General features: G+C 61.6%; 17 protein-coding genes. 14 read left to right on the top strand and 3 right to left on the bottom strand.

Going from position 1 to position 17,653, the window contains the following annotated elements:
- Positions 1–27: 27 nt before the first annotated feature.
- Together U9R61_RS09970 and U9R61_RS09965 are read right to left on the bottom strand one after the other, a co-directional pair.
- Positions 28–2,544, bottom strand: a complete 2,517-nt coding sequence (locus U9R61_RS09970; RefSeq protein WP_322488663.1) for a DUF2309 domain-containing protein — start codon at positions 2,542–2,544, stop codon at positions 28–30.
- A 75-nt stretch (positions 2,545–2,619) separates the two neighbouring features.
- Positions 2,620–4,194, bottom strand: a complete 1,575-nt coding sequence (locus U9R61_RS09965) for a proton-conducting transporter membrane subunit (protein WP_322488662.1) — start codon at positions 4,192–4,194, stop codon at positions 2,620–2,622.
- A 257-nt stretch (positions 4,195–4,451) separates the two neighbouring features.
- Between U9R61_RS09965 and U9R61_RS09960 the strand changes: the two genes are divergently transcribed.
- The 12 genes from U9R61_RS09960 (at position 4,452) to U9R61_RS09905 (ending at position 12,763) form a co-directional block, all read left to right on the top strand.
- Positions 4,452–5,333 (top strand): LysR family transcriptional regulator, encoded by an 882-nt coding sequence (locus U9R61_RS09960; protein ID WP_416208841.1) that lies wholly within the window; start codon positions 4,452–4,454, stop codon positions 5,331–5,333.
- Positions 5,334–5,342: 9 nt separating this feature from the next.
- Positions 5,343–5,705 carry a hypothetical protein gene (locus tag U9R61_RS09955; RefSeq protein ID WP_322488660.1) on the top strand — a complete coding sequence of 121 codons (363 nt, stop codon included), beginning with the start codon at positions 5,343–5,345 and terminating at the stop codon, positions 5,703–5,705.
- Between the two features lie 31 nt (positions 5,706–5,736).
- Positions 5,737–5,919, top strand: coding sequence for a hypothetical protein (locus tag U9R61_RS09950; protein WP_322488659.1), 183 nt, complete (start codon positions 5,737–5,739; stop codon positions 5,917–5,919).
- Positions 5,920–6,043: 124 nt separating this feature from the next.
- Positions 6,044–6,403 (top strand): hypothetical protein, encoded by a 360-nt coding sequence (locus U9R61_RS09945; protein ID WP_322488658.1) that lies wholly within the window; start codon positions 6,044–6,046, stop codon positions 6,401–6,403.
- A 146-nt stretch (positions 6,404–6,549) separates the two neighbouring features.
- Positions 6,550–7,773, top strand: coding sequence for a hypothetical protein (locus U9R61_RS09940; protein WP_322488657.1), 1,224 nt, complete (start codon positions 6,550–6,552; stop codon positions 7,771–7,773).
- Positions 7,682–7,969, top strand: a complete 288-nt coding sequence (locus tag U9R61_RS09935) for a response regulator transcription factor (RefSeq protein WP_322488664.1) — start codon at positions 7,682–7,684, stop codon at positions 7,967–7,969. The genes U9R61_RS09940 and U9R61_RS09935 overlap by 92 nt, the downstream gene beginning before the upstream one ends.
- Before the next feature lie 338 nt (positions 7,970–8,307).
- Entirely contained in the window at positions 8,308–8,949 is a 642-nt protein-coding gene (locus tag U9R61_RS09930) for a flavodoxin domain-containing protein (protein WP_322488656.1), read from the top strand.
- A gap of 15 nt (positions 8,950–8,964) precedes the next feature.
- Positions 8,965–9,819 (top strand): hypothetical protein, encoded by an 855-nt coding sequence (locus tag U9R61_RS09925; protein ID WP_322488655.1) that lies wholly within the window; start codon positions 8,965–8,967, stop codon positions 9,817–9,819.
- A gap of 3 nt (positions 9,820–9,822) precedes the next feature.
- Positions 9,823–10,587, top strand: a complete 765-nt coding sequence (locus tag U9R61_RS09920; RefSeq protein ID WP_322488654.1) for a CPBP family intramembrane glutamic endopeptidase — start codon at positions 9,823–9,825, stop codon at positions 10,585–10,587.
- Between the two features lie 93 nt (positions 10,588–10,680).
- Entirely contained in the window at positions 10,681–11,514 is an 834-nt protein-coding gene (locus tag U9R61_RS09915; protein WP_322488653.1) for a CPBP family intramembrane glutamic endopeptidase, read from the top strand.
- Between the two features lie 27 nt (positions 11,515–11,541).
- Positions 11,542–11,871 carry a multidrug efflux SMR transporter gene (locus U9R61_RS09910; RefSeq protein ID WP_322488652.1) on the top strand — a complete coding sequence of 110 codons (330 nt, stop codon included), beginning with the start codon at positions 11,542–11,544 and terminating at the stop codon, positions 11,869–11,871.
- A gap of 88 nt (positions 11,872–11,959) precedes the next feature.
- Positions 11,960–12,763 carry an FkbM family methyltransferase gene (locus U9R61_RS09905; RefSeq protein WP_322488651.1) on the top strand — a complete coding sequence of 268 codons (804 nt, stop codon included), beginning with the start codon at positions 11,960–11,962 and terminating at the stop codon, positions 12,761–12,763.
- Between the two features lie 10 nt (positions 12,764–12,773).
- On the opposite strand, the gene U9R61_RS09900 is transcribed toward U9R61_RS09905, so the two are convergent.
- Positions 12,774–13,604, bottom strand: coding sequence for an alpha/beta fold hydrolase (locus tag U9R61_RS09900; protein ID WP_322488650.1), 831 nt, complete (start codon positions 13,602–13,604; stop codon positions 12,774–12,776).
- 464 nt (positions 13,605–14,068) lie between these two features.
- On the opposite strand from U9R61_RS09900, the gene U9R61_RS09895 reads away from it, so the two are divergent.
- Both U9R61_RS09895 and U9R61_RS09890 read left to right on the top strand, forming a co-directional pair.
- Positions 14,069–16,642, top strand: coding sequence for a helicase (locus U9R61_RS09895; protein WP_322488649.1), 2,574 nt, complete (start codon positions 14,069–14,071; stop codon positions 16,640–16,642).
- 5 nt (positions 16,643–16,647) lie between these two features.
- Complete coding sequence (locus U9R61_RS09890) at positions 16,648–17,643, top strand: bacterial transcriptional activator domain-containing protein (protein ID WP_322488648.1); 996 nt, start codon at positions 16,648–16,650, stop codon at positions 17,641–17,643.
- The last annotated feature ends 10 nt before the right edge of the window (positions 17,644–17,653 follow it).

Raw genomic sequence — 17,653 nt, 5'->3', positions numbered from 1 at the left:
CACGGCCGTGCGGCGCCACTGGTAATCCTATACCGCCTGCCAGCGCAACCCGCCGGCGTATTGGTGCGTCACCTTGCCGTTTTCGCCGATCGCAAACAGGTAGAGCCAGCCGTTGTCGAGCAATTGGCGCACCTGTTCGTGCTTGGCGATGATCGCGGTCATTGCATCGATCGGCGCTTCAATCAGCACGTGCAAGCGCATCGGTTCGTGGACGTACTTCTCGCCGTCGTGAACCGACTGCCACGGCAACCCGACCCGCAGATCGCCAGCGTTGCCCTCAAGCACGCCGAGCGTGCCGACCACGTTGTGCAACGTCTTGTTGCCGCTGCCGAAGACCCGATTATCAACCGTCGAGCCATAATATTGCAGGTTGATCCAGCTCGCCACGATCATCGGCGCGGTGATGATCAGCTCCAGCACGCCGAAACCATCATCCTGCCGCCAGTCGTAGTTGTGCAGGAACGAGCGCCCGTCCAGCTTCACCCCAGCGGTGCGCTCGCGGGGAGCGGCAATGAACGCGGCGCAGCCGGCTAAGCCCCACTCTGGCCGCACCTGTGACCAGTCTTTGCTGCGCTGGCGCACCGCCTGATCGATGTTGTCATCCGCCCCAATCTTCAGCAATGCCGCCCGCTCGGCCCGCGCCAACCGTCCGGCAGCAGCCAGATCGGCTTCCAACTGCTTGAGGTCATCGGCGTGGCTGGCCGGCACATCGCCTTTGTCGAAGATAGTCACGTCGTCGGTAGTGGTGTCGTGCAAACCAGCGACGAACACTGTATCCGCCGGAATGTCGATCCCGCGCTGGCGCAGACCGGCCCGCACCGCCGGATCGTTGAGGATCTGCACCGCCACCCGCACGTTCGCTTCGCCGATGTGGCCGCCGCACGCGCCACAGTCAAGGCCGGTGGCGTGCGGATTGTTGACGGTGGTTGAGCCGTGGCCGGCCAGCAACACAATGCGGGCAAAGTTGCTGGTCATTGACATCGCCTTGAGCGCACCCTCGGCGGCGGCGATCCGCTGCTCAAGCGCCATACCGGTCACGCGACCATTGATCGGGCGCGGTTCGAGGCTCGGCTTGACCCGCGCGCGGGTATCGGCATCGAGGCCGAATGTCGCCGGATGCGGCACCGGACGGGTGATGCCGAGCGTGTCGAGCAGCAGCTTGCGCAGATAGGCCAAGCCGACCGGCCCGACGAAGCCGAAGCACGAGACCGGGCCAAATTTGAACATCCGCCACGCCTTGGTCACACGCTGGTTCATGGCCCGCTTGGCGATAGCGGCTTCGACCTCGGCGCTAGCCTTGCCATCAATCGACTCGGCGATCACGAACTGCGGCGTCAACAAGACCGGGCACTGCGCGCCACCTTGCGCCTCGGCCAGCGGGATGTACTCGATCGGGAAGCCGAAGAACCCGGCAAAGCCAATCGTCTCGATCTCGCCGGTCACAGTTTCGAGCGCGCGGCGGAAGATCTCTGAGCGCACGTCGATGCAGAATGCGGCTTGCGCGCGCTTGCGGGTTACGGCAGCCGCCGGCGCCGGCGCGCCAACACTGGCGAACAACTGGCGCTGGTAGGCCTTCTCGAAGGCACGTTGCAGCAAGAGATCGCCGCCGAGCGCCCGCTTGGCCGCTTCGTCCACCTGATCATTGCCCAATGCTCCCTCGCACTGCTGCCACGCTTCGGCCAAGCCGGTGCGAGCAAAGCTGCGCCACAACGCCACTTCCCACACCAACCGGATCGCCAGCAGATCGGTCAAGGTTTGGTCTTGACCGCCGTAGAGTTCGGCATTCCAGCGCAGGTAGCGGGCATAACCGGCCCAACCTTGGATCGACAGCAAGAGGCGGTGGAAGTAGGCCTCAAGACCGTTGGCCGGGATCTGCAACAGCTCAACAGCGGCCACGATCGCCTCTGGCGCGGTCTTGGGCATTTCCTGCAACACACGCTGGAAGGCGCGCGCACCACGCACCTGCGGCGTGCGGTCAAAGGCGGCTTCGGCCCGCCACGCCGCGAAGGCCGGCAGATTGGCCCACGGCGAGCGCCAATATGACTGGCCTAGATCGAAGTATGCGCCGGCCCAGTTTGAGATCGCATCGGTGACAATATCGGCCCACGGCGTGCCGGTCAGCTTGGCGGCCACATCAGCCACGGTAGGCAGCGTCTTGATCACCGGCTCTGGCGTGTGGCTGAGGGCAAACGCCTTCAGCGCCGCCACCGTCGCTGGTGAGCCGGGGAACGGCACCCCCGCTGCAATCGCCGCCGCCAGATCGTCATCGGTGATGCGCCCGCTTTGGATCGCCTCGGCGTAGAACGTGCGCGGCGCAGTCATCTTGGCGCCGGCCCGCCGCGCCAGCAGTTGCGCCGCCTGCGCAAACGAGTGATCGATCAGGCCCAAGTAGGGATTCACTGCGACGAACGTGCGCAACGGCCACAACGGCGCAATCTGGTGCTCGGCCCGCTTGGCCACCGCGATAATCGTTTCAGCGGTCAGCTCCCGGCTCGGCGCAGCGATAACTGGCAGCGATTGGATATTGGTCTCAACCAGAGTCATTGGCGCATCCTCCATACGTTGTATTGCATCTCTTACGAGTCAGTGTTTATCCGTATATATCCAGGTCCCATTCCATCACCGCGCCAACCGGAGCGTATCAAGCACCCGATCAAACAGCGCATTAGCGTAGAAGCCGTGCTTGAGATGGACATAGAACGCGCGCCACGCCGGCAGATTGACCAGCGCCGGCAAGAAGGCGCTGAACGCCATCACCGCAACGAAGATGACCACCGCCGCAACCATCGCAATCATTACCGGCATGCTCAGCACCGGATAGACCGCCACTGCCCCGCCGAGCAACGCCTCAGCGATCACTTCGAGGATGAAGAAGGCAATCGTCACCAACGCCGCCATCCCCATCGTGCGCGTGATGACGTAAAGCGGAGCCTTGCCGGTGTTACCCTTAACCAGCAGATAGGCGACCGCCGCCATAAAGATGGTGATCATCGCCGTCTCACCGGGCCGCTTGGTAATATCGATCCCGATCGCAGTCGCCACCGCGACAAACATCGCCACCGCCACCGCCATATTCGCCAGCAACACCAGCGGATTCGGCGCCTTATCCAACTTCTGCGCGCCGGTATTGCGCACGTACTCAATAATGCTGCCCGACGAGAGGAAGGCGTGGGCCTTGTAGCACGAGTGGGCAATCAGGTGCATAATCGCCACCGTATGGGCGCCAAAGCCGCACAGCATCAACATAAAGCCCATGTGCGCCGCGCTGGAGTAGGCCAGCGACACCTTGACGCTGCTCTGGGTAATCATTGACGACGAGGCGAAGATGGCGGTAAAGCCGCCGAGCACGATCAGCAGGATCACCGCCGGGATTGACAAGAAGACCAGCTCGCCAAACCGCACCACCAAGAAGATACCGGCATTGAGCAGACCGGCGTGCAGCAGAGCTGACACCGGCGTCGGCGTCTCCATCACCTCGAGCAACCAACCGTGGCAGGGGAACATCGCCGACTTAAGCGCCGCCGCGATCACAATCAAGATAGCGGCGGTTGCAGCACCAGCCGGGATCGCGCCGGACGCCAACGCCGCGCTAGTCGCAGCATGGATCTGGCCGAGATCGGTGGTACCGAAGGTTTGAGCCAGCAACACCGCTGCGCTGATCAGCGCCACATCACCGACACGGGCAATGATAAACTTCTTGCCCGCCGCCCGGATCGCGCGGGGCCGGTCGGGGTAAAACACCAGCAGCTCGTGCAAGGCAAGGCTCATCGCAATCCACGCTGCCACCAACTGCCAAAGATTGCCGGCCATCACCATCAACAGCACGGCGCTGACCGTCAGGTACAAACGGATGAAAAAGAGCTTCTGGCGCGGATCACCATCGAGATAGTTGCGGCTAAACTGGATCAACAACGCGCCCAACAGCGTCACCAACCACGACATCATCACACTGAGCGCATCGAGGCGCAGCGACAGCCCCACCTCGCCAATCCCGATCAACGGGCTCACCTGCGGGCCGGTGGTCAAGACCACAATCCCCAATGTGAGCATCAAGCCAAACGCGCCAATGCTCACCACCCGCCCAACCTGAAACACCAGCTCAACCGAACGCAACAGGTTGAGCGCCGCCAACAGCGCCACAAACGCCAACAATAGCGGCGCAAGATATCCCAGAAGCGCCAACATCCCATCCATACCGTCGTTACCTCCCTGTGTATCAATGGTCGATGGTTGGATAGTATCATGCAGCTATCAATCAGTAAAATATATGTTTTTGCAAAATACGTTCGTTTTGATAGAATATTTAATGAGATGTCATTGCGGCAGCGTATGCAATCTGGCATACTGGTGGTGGATGGGGCGCCGCACGGCCGTGCGGCGTTACGGGACGCGGCATCTGTCCTAACGCAGGGCAGGAACCGTGCGGCGTTACGGTGGGTATGTCAAAAATGATGTTGAATTATCATCATTTGCGGTATTTCTGGATCGTGGCCCACGAAGGCAACCTCACCCGGGCCGCGCGCAAGCACAACATCGCCCAATCGGCGCTGTCGATGCAGATCAGCGCGCTCGAAGATTACCTTGGTCAACCGCTGTTCGAGCGGGTAGGTCGCCGGTTGGTGCTGACCGAAGCCGGCCACATTGCGCTCGACTTTGCTGATGCGATCTTCGCCAAAGGCGACGAACTGCTCGGCACCTTTGGCCGCTTGGCCGAAACCCAGCAAAAGGTGTTGCGCGTCGGTGCGCTATCTACCATCTCGCGCAATTTTCAGGTTCGTTTTCTGCGCCCGCTGCTGATCGATCTTGATATCAAGGTCATCATTCGCTCTGGCACCCTCGACGACCTGCTCAACAGCCTCAAGCTGTACGATCTCGATGTGGTGCTGTCGGATGTGGCCCCTCCCCGCGATCAGTCCTCGCCGTGGATCATTCACGTGATCAACACGCAGCCGGTGGGCTTGATCGGCCATCCCCGCTCTGACCGGTATCAGAAACCAATTGACGTATTGTTACGCACTGAGCCGCTCGTCGTGCCTTCACCCGAATCGACGGTGCGCGCCGGCTTCGACGCTCTGATGCACCGTTTAGGCATCGAACCGTGGATCGTGGCCGAAGCTGACGACATGGCCATGCTGCGGCTGATGGCGCGCGAACACAGCGGCTTGTCGGTGATGCCGCCGATCGTGGTCAAAGATGAACTCGAACACGGGATGCTGGTCGAGTATGCCGATTTGCCCGATCTCGCCGAGACCTTTTGCGCGATTACCCTTGTCCGGCGCTTTCCCAACCCGTTGTTAAGCCTTGTGTTGCCGAAACCGGCAGCGCCGGAATAGATGGCAACTATGACACCTACCCTTTTGATCAGCAAGATCACCCCGCCGCGGCCCACGCCTTCCGCGATCGCGCGCCCGCACTTGGTGGCGCGCCTGAACGAGGAACTGGCGGAACAGCGCCGGCTGAGCCTGATCGCCGCCCCCGCCGGCTATGGCAAGACGACACTCACCGCAACGTGGGCCGCGCAATGTTCCTGCCCCATCGCGTGGCTGGCGCTCGACGAAACTGATGATGACCCGATCCGGTTTGGCCTCTATTTCGTAGCGGCGCTGCAACGAATCCAACCGCAGCTTGGGACAGGCTTGTTGCCCATCTTGCACGCCGGCCAATTCCCGCCCCCCCGCAATTTTCGCGGCCACGATCCTCAATGAGCTTGCCGCTCACAACGAGGTTCTGGTCTGCGTGCTCGACGACTTCCACCTGATCCACGATCCGGCGATCTTGACGCTGGCCGAGCAGTTGTTAGCCCACGCGATGCCATCGTTCCACCTGATGCTCGTCACCCGCGAAGATCCGGCTATGCCGTTAGCCCGCTTGCGCGCGCAACCAGCTCACCGAGGTGCGCGCAGTCGATTTGTGCTTTGACCGCGCCGAAACGATCGCCCTCCTCTGCGGACGAATGCGGTTGGCGTTAGATGACGCCGCTCTCAATCAGGTGCTCGAACGCACTGAGTGATGGCCGGCAGGGGTGCAACTCGCCGGATTATCATTGCAAGGGTCGCCCGATCCGGCCCGGTTGGTGGTAGAAATGAGCGGGTCACATCGCTTCATTCTCGATTATCTCACCGAAGAGGTGCTGGCCCGCCAGCCGCCCGCTGTGCAAGAGTTCCTCCTGAAAACCTCCATCCTTGACCGATTCACCAGCGAGTTGTGCGATGCCGTCACTGGCCGGGCAGACAGCGCCGCGCTGATCGACTATCTCATAGCCGCCAACTTGTTCCTTGTGCCGCAAGACCATACCGGCACGTGGTACCGCTACCACCGCCTGTTCGCCGAACTCTTGCAGACACAACTGCGGCGCCGCTATCCCTCGCTCATTGCTCGACTGCATCAACACGCCAGCCACTAGCACGAAGCGCAGGGCAGGCCGGTTGAGGCGATCGAACACGCGCTAGCCGCCAACGAGCAAGAAGGGGTCATTGCGCTGCTCGAACGCCATGGCTGGGCATTGTTGAATGCCGTTATACTCACGCCCTGGCACGTTGGTGGCACGCTTTGCCGGACGGCTGCCTTCAAACCAGCCCGCGCCTCTGCCTCGACTTCGGCTGGATGCGGCTCTTGCGCGGCCAGCTTGAACAGGTGGAGCCGCTGCTCATGCAGGTAGAAACCGCTTTCGCTGCCCAACCGCCTGCCAATGACGCGGCACTACGGGCAGAGAGCTTGGCCTTACGCGCCAATCTGAACCAAACGGTTGAGCGAATCGCAGAAGCCATTACGGCGGCAGAGGCGAGTCTGGCAGCCAACCCAACCAGCAACGAACGAGTCGCCGGATTGGCGGCACTAGCATTAGGTGGGGCATACCGCCAGTTGTCCGACTTTACCAACGCCGTCGCCGCATTGCAACGCGCAGCGCAATCGGCGCGCGCCGCCGGCGATCCTGTCACCGCGCTGCTGGCGGTGGCGCACCTCACGCTACTCGCAACGCAATACGGGCATTTACGCCTCGCGGCAGCCACCGCCACCGCAGCGATCCAGCATCTAGAGCATATCCAAACTGCACCGCCGCCGATCTTTGGCGCGGTCTACGGCGCATTGGGGCTGGTATTTTACGAATGGAACGATCTTCCCCGCAGCCGCGAATACCTTGAGCGGAGCATTCATTTGGGGACGTTAGCGGCACACAACGCTTCGGTGATCTACAGCCAATGCACGCTTGCCCGCCTCTTGCAAGCTGAAGGAGATCTGGCTGGAGCTGCCCACATCCTAGCCACTGCTGAAACATTGCTTGGACAAGGTGCGCCAGCGTGGGTGCGGCCCGAACTGCTTACGCAACAGGTTGCACTGGCGCTGGCCGCCGGCGACCTCGCCACCGCGACGGCGCACCTCCGACGCAGCAGCATCACGCCTGATGAACCGGCCACCCATCGCACCCTGCTCGTCCATCTGAGCTGGTTACGTTTGCTACTGGCGCAACACGATCCGCGCGCCGCTGATTTGGCCCAGCACCTGATCGCGGTGGCCGAGACGACCGGACGGCGCGATACCTTACTGCGCACCCTTATCCTGAGCGCACAATGCCACCAGCACGACCAGCCAACCGCGACGTACCTACTGAACCGCGCGCTCGCAATTGCCGAAGCGGAAGGCTATGTCCGCATCTTCCTCGAAGCCGGCGAGGTGATCAGCGATCTGCTGGGCCAAGATCGGTTGCCCGCCATGGCTGGCGATTCATCTGCCGCCACCGGCGCTAACAGCGCCCCGCCAGATAACCGCAACTGACTTTGAACCGCTGAGCGAACGCGAAGCGACCGTGCTGCGCTTACTGGCGCAAGGTCTGACCTATGCCGCGATCGCCGAGCACTTGGTCATAAGCGTCAACACCGTGCGCTTCTATGTCAAGACCATCTACGGCAAACTGGCGGCCAACAACCGCACCCACGCCGTGGCGCGCGCGCGTGAGCTTGGCTGGCTGTAGCGCAACAACTACATCATTGTCGCCCGGCGGACTACATCTTCGTGTAGTCCGCTTTGTTTAGCCCAGAGATACACTGGAGCCAACACGAAAGGAAGGGCGCAATGAACAGCCACCCCACCATCGCAGATCAACAACCATACTGCCTCATCCTGCGCGGACGGGTTGACGAAGAGTTTGTGATCGCCTGTTGCCCACCGGGAGCTGTTCTGAGCTACACCGGCGATACCAGCCACATCGCGGATCCGGACCGATCAGGCCGGCCTCCTCGGTCTCTTGCGCCGCCTGCACAATCTGGGATACGTGATACTAGCATTCACGCACGAAGAAGGAGCATCATCATGCCGGCCAAACCCATCACCCGCCGCCGCTTCCTCAAAGTCACCGGTCTGAGCGTTGCCGGCGCGACGCTGGCCGGCGCCGGATTAACAGTTGCCGCAACCCAAACGCCAGTGATTGACCACCCTACCGTCACCTTGGAAGGAGCAACTCCGATGAGTAAACGCATTCTCGTGACGTATGCCACCCGCGCCGGTTCAACTGCCGAAATCGCCGCCGCGATCGGTGAAAGCCTTGCTGCGCGCGGCTATGCTGTCGATGTCAAGCCAGTGAACGAGCAACCGGCGTTGGCAGGCTACACGGCGGTGATTATCGGCAGCGCGATTCGCATTGGCAACTGGTTGCCTGAAGCGATTGAGTTCGTGAAGAGACATCAGGCCACCCTGAGCGGGCTGTCGGTCGCGCTCTTCACCGTTCACCTGCGCAACACCGGCAATAATGCAGCCAGCCAAACCGCCCGCGTCGCCTATCTTAATGCCGTGCAACCGCTCGTGCCACACGCCGAAACGGTCTATTTCAGCGGCAAGATGGACTTCAGCCGTCTGTCGTGGCTTGACCGGATGATCGCCAAGATGGTTGGCGCGGTCGAGACCGATGAACGCGATTGGAACCAGATCCGCGGCTGGTTGCCGGCAGGATTGTGATCAGAGGAGACCATCATGCCGGCACAACGCATCTTGCACTGGCTCGTGCCGATCATTGGCGGGTTAGCGGCAGTTGCTGCGCTGGCCGGCCTCTGGCCCGCCAGCGGCACACCGTACCCGCTGACAACCTTCCGTGGCGAGCAGGTGATGATCAACGCCCGTGGCCTCTACTACTGGGACACAGTTAGCTCGGCAGCGCAGATGCAAGCCAACGATGCGGTGATGCTGGCATTGGGTGTGCCGTTGTTGGCCGTCGCGCATGCGCTCAGCCGGCGCGGTTGGTTGCGCGCTCGCTTGCTATTGGCCGGCACGCTCGGCTTCATCCTCTACACGTACCTCACCATGTGCGTCGGCGCGCAGTACAACCCGCTTTTCCTCGTTTACACCGCTCTCTTCAGCCTTAGTCTCTTCGCCTTGATCATCGTGATGAGCTGGTTTGACCTCACCACGCTCCCCAATCACTTCGCAAACAACCTGCCCCATGGCCCAATCGCCGGTCTGCTCTTTCTCACCGCCGCTTTTTTGACCGTCGCATGGCTAGGCCGGATCGTGGCCAGTTTCGGGCCGGACGCCGTTCCCGCCTTAGAAAACACCACCAGCATGTTCATCCAAGCGCTCGATCTGGCTATCATCGTCCCGTTGGGCGTGCTTGGCGGCAGCTTGCTCTTGCGCCGGCACGCGGCAGGATACCTGTTAGCCGCGATTGGGTTGACCAAGTTTCTCACCCTCGGCACCGCAGTGAGCGTGATGGCATGGAACATGGCCCGCGTGGGAGTGGCCATCAGTCCGGTCGAACTCGTCATCTTCCCGGCGTTGACGCTAGCAGGGATGAGTATGAACGCCATCTTATTCAAACACGTGAAAGAGTAAGCCATGCAAGCATCATACTGGCGCACAAGCAGCGTGATCAGCGGCCTCGCGCTGGGCTTGCCGATCCTTACCCGCCTGATCAGCGAACTAGCGTTCTGGCTGGCGGAACCGCTATATCACCAATGGCGCCGACTTGACCCGGACAACAGCTTTCTCATGATCACGTTGCATCATCTCTGGCAAGGGAGCATCGCGCTACTGGTGATTATCGTTATAGCGCGCAGCTACCGCGTCAACTTGAGCACCTTCGGCTTCAATACGAACGGCTGGCAAGATACGCTGCGTCTGGTGGCGCTGTTCTGTCTCGGTTGGTTCGTGATCCAAGCCAGCATCGGCGTGACGTTCATCGTTGTGAGCGATCTGTCCACGGCCTTGCCCTTTCCATTCACGACACGCAATATAGTCAGACACCTCGCCTTCCAACTCTTGCTGTCAGGCTCCAGCGAAGAAATCCTCTTTCGCGCACTGGTGATGCGGCCATTCCTTTGGTACGGCAGCTACAGCGGTCTCAGCACCCGCATCACGCGACTGCTCGCCGGCGGGATAGCGACCGCGATCTTTATGCTGGCGCACATCAATATCGCATTCGACCCGCTGCGAATCACGCATTTCAACCTCTTGCAACAACTCACCTGCCTGATCTTTGGCGCCTGCTACGCTTGGCTGTTCACGCGCACCGGCAGCCTGCTGGGGCCAATCCTCGCCCATAATCTCCTCAATGGTGTGATCGTCACCACCGGCATCAGTCTCTTCCTGCTGTTTGGTTGACCAAGCAGCGCAACGAACACCTGTCAGCCGGCAACCATTGCAGTGGTACGATTGGCGCAATGGCTGCCAGTATGTTTTGTGACAAGGTATCGTATGCGCCAGCTAATGACCCCTCGCATCCTACTTGCCGCCCTATTCGCGCTCATTGGTGGGCGCGCGCTGCTCGCAACCGCATTTCCCGTCCCGCGCACGTTTGATCTGCTCAACACCGTGATCGTGATGGTTTCGCTGTGGACGATCTATCGCAACGTCCAGACGCTCCAACGGCGCGATTGGGCGCTTGCGATCGGAGCGGGGCTACTCGTGGGCGGGACAATGCCGTTGACCACGCTCTTTTCACCGTACCCATTCTTCGACCTGATCGACGGCACAGCGGCGCAAGGCCTGTTGCGCGGCCTCTTCACGGCGATCGCTCTGCTCGGCGGGCTAGCGGTGACGCGCCAAGGCGGGCCGGTACCGTGCCGCCTCGCCGCCAACGATTGGCACCAAACCAGCCAGAGCATCTGGCTGGGGCTCGCAATCGGGTTGCCGTTCGCGGCGGTGAATATAGTTGGGTTACAATTAACCCAGCATCAACCAATCCAGTGGCAATCGCCAATTGCCGCGATCATTGACGCGCTCCAGCCAGCCATCGTCGAAGAGACGCTTTACCGGTTTGCACTGTGGGGCTGGCTCTGGCAGCGACTGAGCGCACAACCGCCGGCGCAAGCCGTCTGGTTGGCCGGTCTCCTCGCAACGTTGGCCCACGCTTATGCCCATGTTGATGATCTTTGGCTAAGCGCACCGCTGATAGGGTTTGTCATGGGAGGCGCGCTCGCGCTCGTATGGGGCGTACCGGCATTGCTGCTGGCCCGCCGCTATGGGCTTGAGGCTGCCATTGCCTTCCACTGGATGCAAGATGCCGTCCGTTTTATCGCCGGGTTCTGACACGCTGCTGTAGGATGGAGTAAGGGTATGAACTACTGGCTTTTCTTGATGATCGCAATCGTATCCGAGGTGATAGCAACCTCAGCATTAAAAGCGAGCGCCGGCTTTACCCGCCTCTGGCCATCGGTGATTGTGGTCGTCGGCTATGGCATCTCGTTTTATATGATGTCGCTGGCGTTGGAAGCGATCCCGGTCGGCATCGCCTATGCGATCTGGTCAGGGATTGGGATCATCTTAATCACAGCCATTGCGTGGATGTTGTACGGTCAAGAACTCGATCTATGGGCAATTATCGGCATTGGTTTCATCATTATTGGGGTGGTGATTCTCAATGCCCTATCAAAAGTTGAAGTCTAATCAACACAATGACTGTTTTGTCATTGACTCGGGTGATGCGTAATGATACAATCACGCTGTGATTTATCCCACAAAACCCGGCACTATTATGAAACAAGCGATCCTGCGGCAATCGATCCAGCTTGCTGCGCTGATGCGGATGTTTCCGACAAATCTTACCCCACTTGAACAGTTACGCGGGTTGATCCGACAGCTTCATCCGCTGGCGCCGCCCACCCCCCTTATCCGAATTGGCCCGCACGGCGACGGCGGCTACCTTGTACCCGACGATCTTGCCGGTATTGTCGCCTGTTTCTCTCCCGGCGTCGGCCCCATTTCTGAATTTGAACGCGCATGCGCCGAACGCGGCATGCGTGTCTTTATGGCTGACGCCTCGGTTGATGGTCCGGCTACCCCGCATCCGGCATTTCAGTTTAGTAAGCTGTTTGTTGGTGCGCTCAACACTGATCAGTTCATCACATTGGAGGAGTGGGTTCACCGATCGTTGCCTGACGAGCCAGCCGCCGATCTGCTCTTGCAAATGGACATCGAGGGATCAGAATACGAGGTGCTGTTGGCGACGCCGCCGGCCCTGATCAACCGCTTCCGGATCATTGTCGCCGAGTTTCACCATCTTGACCAGTTGTTCAACAAGTGGTTCTTCCACACCGCTAGCCGCGCGATCGAGAAGCTGCTCCAAACCCATGCCTGCATTCATATTCACCCGAATAACCGGCGCGGGATAGTGCAGCTAGGCGATATTACTATCCCGCCAACTATGGAGTTCACCTTTCTGCGCCGCGACCGGCTGCGCGGCGCGCAGTTTCGGCACGACTTTCCGCACCCGCTCGACAGTGACAACATCGGCAGAGGGAGTGTCCCCCTGCCGGCGTGTTGGTACCGGGTCGATTAGCGCCGGCGCACTATCCATACTGCGCCAAAAAGCCGCTGAGCAAGCCCCGGAAGGGACGCACTGCTTCGATATGGGGAAAGTGGCCACACTGCGGGATTACAACTAATTGCGCACCGGGAATTTCACGGCGGGCAGTTTCGGCGTTGTTGAGCGAAAAGACCCGATCCTGCGCCCCCCAGATGAGCAGAGTAGGCACGCGAATCTCATGCAACCGCGCGCGCAGGCCGGTCAAGGTGAGATCGGTCGCCGCATACCGCCGGCTCAACGCCGTCAGCGCACGCCGGTTAGCCGCACCGCTAATCGCCTCGCGCCCGCGTTCGATCAGTTCGGCGTTCACGTGCGGCGCCGGGTTATGGAAAGCAGCCGACAAGAACGCACGCACTACCGCCGGGTGCGCCGACAGCCAGAGGATCGTCTCGCCGATCACCGGCCAACCGCCAATAATCGTCAGCGGCGATGGATCAACAAAGCCATCAGTCGCGACTATCGTCAGCCGCGCCACCCGATCGGGATGGCGGATAGCCGTCGCCAGCGCGTATTTGCCGCCCATAGAATGGGCGACGAAGGTGGCCCGTTCGATACCGAGCGCCGCCAGCAGCCCAGCGTAGAGATCGCTCTGCAACACCAAACCGTACGGCGCGTTAGCTGGCTTCTCAGAGCGGCCAAAGCCCAACGCATCAACCGCCAGCGCCCGGTAGCCGTGCTCGGCCAACCACGCCACGGTCGGCGCCCAATCGGCGCACGAGCCGGCAAACCCGTGCAAGAGGAGGACTGCTGACCCATACCCGGCCTCGATCCAGTGCAACTGGTATCCGTTGACTCGCAACCAGCGTGAACGCATTGCCTCACCTCAATGATCGATGGAACCGGCAGGAGTATACCACGCTCTCCACCTGTCATTGCGAGCCGGCACTTCCCGCTGTCATTGCGCGCCGAGCGGAGCGAAGGCGACGCAATCCCCCGCGAGTGCGGGAGAGATGCCTAAATTGGTGAGGTTCGCTCAAGCGGGAGATTGCTTCGGGGGCGGCGCCCCCTCGCACTGACAACGGGGTGCGCCTCCACGCGCCGCTGTGAAACAGGAACGCATGATATGTTTGGTAAAACACCCAAACATGGAGTTTACAGACCATCAAGTAACCGGTAAAGTACATTATCATACCTTACAGCCGCCTCCGAGCTAACGCGAGGGTGAGAAAACGAGGACAGGTCAAGGTTGGGAGTGATGAAAGCTCGATAAAGCCTTGCGAACGGGATACGCCCGGTGATCCATTCGGGTGGCGGGAACGAGGTTATACCAGCAACGTTATGAGTGACCTGATCGACATCTTGCAAACGCTGGCCGAACGATCCGGGCGATCGCCATCGCCGCTCATCGCGCTGCGCCGGATTCCCGCCGCTGACGGCGCGCGCATTAGCCATTTGCCGGTCGATCAAGCGCTGAATGAGGCATGGGTACGCGCCATTGGCACCCCATTTTTTCAAGCGCAATCGATCGCGCTGGCCGCCCTTCGGCGCGGCGCGCCATTTGCTATCACCGGTAGCGGCTTACTCAGCCGGGCTAGTTTACATCTGTTGGCGCTTGATCTGCTGCGTAACGAAGCGAACGCTACCGCGCTGTTGATTACGCCCGACGCCGATCAAGCATTGCTGCACGAGCGTGAAGCGACGGCGCTCGCACGCTTTTGCCAGCCGGCAATTGCCATCGCAGCGACCAATGGCGCGAAGCGCCGCGCTGCGCCGGCGGCCCGGCTGGTCGTCACGACGCTGCCCGAATTGCACGGCTCGCTGCTCCGCTTTCACGACCGCGCATGGCGCTATTTCTGGCGCCAGTTGCGTTTGGTGGCGATCGCCGATCTCCACACCTATTACGGCATTGCCGCCAGCCACCTCAGTATGATCCTGCTCCGCGCCAGCCGGCTCACGCCACACCCCCTCGCGCTCGGCGGCTCTGTCGCGCCGGTCAGCGGCGCTGAAGCGGCGCTGCATCTGCTCAGCGGGCGCGAATGGCGGGTCACGCCAGCGAGTGATTTGCCCCATCCGGCCACTACGCTAGCTCTCTGGCAGACCGACGGCGACCGCCACAGCGAGATTACGCGGCTGGTGGAAGCCTTCCTTGCGGCTGGCGCCAGTGTGCATGTGGTCGCTTCCCCTTATGAAATCGGCCACGTGCGGACAGCCGTCGCCGCTGAGCGGTACAGCGCCAGCACCAGCCCGCTCCCGTCCCACGTGCAGATCGTGACCGGCGCTCAGACCGGCGCTGCGCTGCAGGCTGCGCTTGACAGCGGGGCCGCACTCGTGATTCTGCTGTTGGGGCGCGGTGTCAGCGAACCAGCTCTACAACGGCTGGCGGTGACCGATATGGCCACGTGGCCGTTGCTGCAACCACCGGTATGGCCGCCAGCGCCGCTGAACCCGTTTGTCGCCGCGCTCCATCTGGTCTGCGCTGCCAGCGAGCAACCGCTACGCGACGAGGAGATCCAGCAGTGGCAACTCACGGCGATTGTCGAACGGCTCGCAGCGCAGCAGCATCTCTATCGCCTGCCTGATCGGACGCCGATCTGGTTGCCGGGAACCCAAAGCGACCCGTATATTCCCCTCGCACTGCACGCTGCCGGCATGGAACCGATCCATCTGCTTGATGAACAAGGGCGCGAGACCGGGATGGTCGATCCGTCGATTGCCGGTCGTTGGGCGCACCCGGCTGCTGCGCTGCCGCCATTGCGCGGCGGGCAACAGGTTATCGCGCGCAACGACGAGCACGGCACAGTGACGCTGGCCGTCCGCGCTAGCCGGCGCACCCTGCCGCTGCGCCGTTGTCAGGTACGGCTTCGGGATGAATGGGCGCAGCGCGAACTGCGCCGCGCGCGCGGCGGCAGAGGGCCGCAGGTGGGATGGGGTCGGGTCACGATTGAAGAGACGACGTACGCCTACCGCGAGCAGGTTGGGCGGAACCCGGCCCAAGAACGTGCGCTGGCGGAACCCCTCACCCAACAATGGAATAGTCCGGCGATCTGGGTGCGCCTCACCCAGCCGCTGCATGTGACCGGCCAATTGGCAGGATGGTCGTGTGTCGCCGCGATTGCACTGCGCACGTTGGCCCGGCTGGAGGATTGCGTGACCGTTTACGATCCGGCCACGCAGCATCTGTACTTTGTTGATGCCCAACCGAACGGCAACGGCTTGGCTGAATGGCTATACGAGCAGATCGAGAGTATTCTGCCACTGGCTTATGATATTGCCCTCGATCAACGCACCGATCCGCTATTTGAGTCGCTGGCCCGCACCGATATGGATTGGCTGCTGGCGGTATTGGGCGGCGAGGCGGAAGTAGCGATTCCGATACCGTCATTGCCGCCGGCTAAGGCCAGCCGCACCGAGCCGCCTGCCCGCGCACCTGAGCCGCCTGCCCGCGCGCCTGAGCCGCCTGCCCGCGCGCCTGAGCCGCCCGCTCGCGCCGCCCGCGCCAGCGGCAATGCCCGCAATCGGTACGGCCGGCCACCCGAACGGACGCCGGTGCGCAATCAACCTGATCGCTCGCCGCCAGCGCAGCCGGCCACTCCGCCGCCAGCCGAAGAGCCACCTATGCCCGACGCCGAAGCGATACTAGCCCGTCTACGCCAACGCCGTGCTCGCGACGAACCCGCCGCACCGGCTACACCGCAACCAGCCGCCAGCACTCCGCCGCCCGAACCGCGCTTCCAGCCCGGCGACCGGATCATCTGTATGCCGTATGGAGCCGGGAAAGTCCGCTTCAGCATGTTCAGCGGCGATCGCGAAATCCTCTTGGTTGAGTTTGATGAGCACGGTGAACTCCGCATTGATCCCTCGGTCAACATCGTCCGCCGTCTCCCGCCAGAGGAGCCTGATCACGATGAGTAGCAGCTATGTCCAATCCTGTCACGCTTTACCTGCCACTTTTGAGCCATACCGACCCGCTGGTGCGCCGGCAAGCCACCACCATTCTGCTCACCCACTATGGCAACCGCGCTCTCACCTACCTGCGCCGTCTGCTCGACGATCCGGCACTGAGTGAACAAGCGCGGGCAGCCTTAACCAACATCGGTGAAATCACCGGCCTGCGAGTCGAGCTCAGCCCATTCCGTGGCGTCTACGTGCGCTGTCTGGGCGATTTCCAAGTCTTTATCAACAGCCGCCCGATCGAACCGGACGAATGGGGGCAAAGCGATGGCGGGAAGGCCGGCGGGCGCAAGGTGCAAGGCATCGTTGCCTATCTAGTGCATTGCGGCGCCAGCGGAGCGACACGCAGCGAGATTGCGGCGGCGATTTGGGGCGGCGCGGCCAGCACCAGCAGCATTGCCCGCACCCTGACCGCCTTACGACAAGTGCTGCACCGCTGCGGCAGCAGTGATCTCGCTACGCACCTGCTGCATACCAACCGGCAGCGATGCGCGCTCAACACTGACCTCTACCGCAGCGACGCCAATCTGCTCGAACAGACATTCGATCTCGCCGCCAAGACCGCAGAAGAACAAGGCCTTGATGCAGCGCTCTCATTCTACCAATACGTGCTTGATCTGCACAACGGGCCGTACATGGAGGGAATTGCCGGCGCGCAGCAGTGGGCCGCCGAACGGCGAGCAAGCCTGCTCAGCAAAACGGTACTGGCCGGCGAGCGGCTCGCCGCCCACGCCTATGCCGCCGGCAATGACCAGCAATGCTTGCACTACTGCCAGCGAGTCTTAGCCCTCGAACCGCGAGCAGTCGCCGTAGTGAACTGGCACTTGCGCGCCAGCCACCGGCTCGGCTTGCCGGTAGAGATGCAGCGCGTCTACCAGCGCTACCTCGCCGCCGCCAGCATCAACCCGCGCCGCAAACGCGACGATCCGGTCGTGCAACTCTACCACGAATTAGCGGAATAGAACTATGAAA

This window comes from Chloroflexus sp., from assembly GCF_034431535.1.
Taxonomy (GTDB): domain Bacteria; phylum Chloroflexota; class Chloroflexia; order Chloroflexales; family Chloroflexaceae; genus Chloroflexus.
Note: the sequence above shows the minus strand (reverse complement) of the source record. Positions and strands in the feature narration are given on the sequence as shown.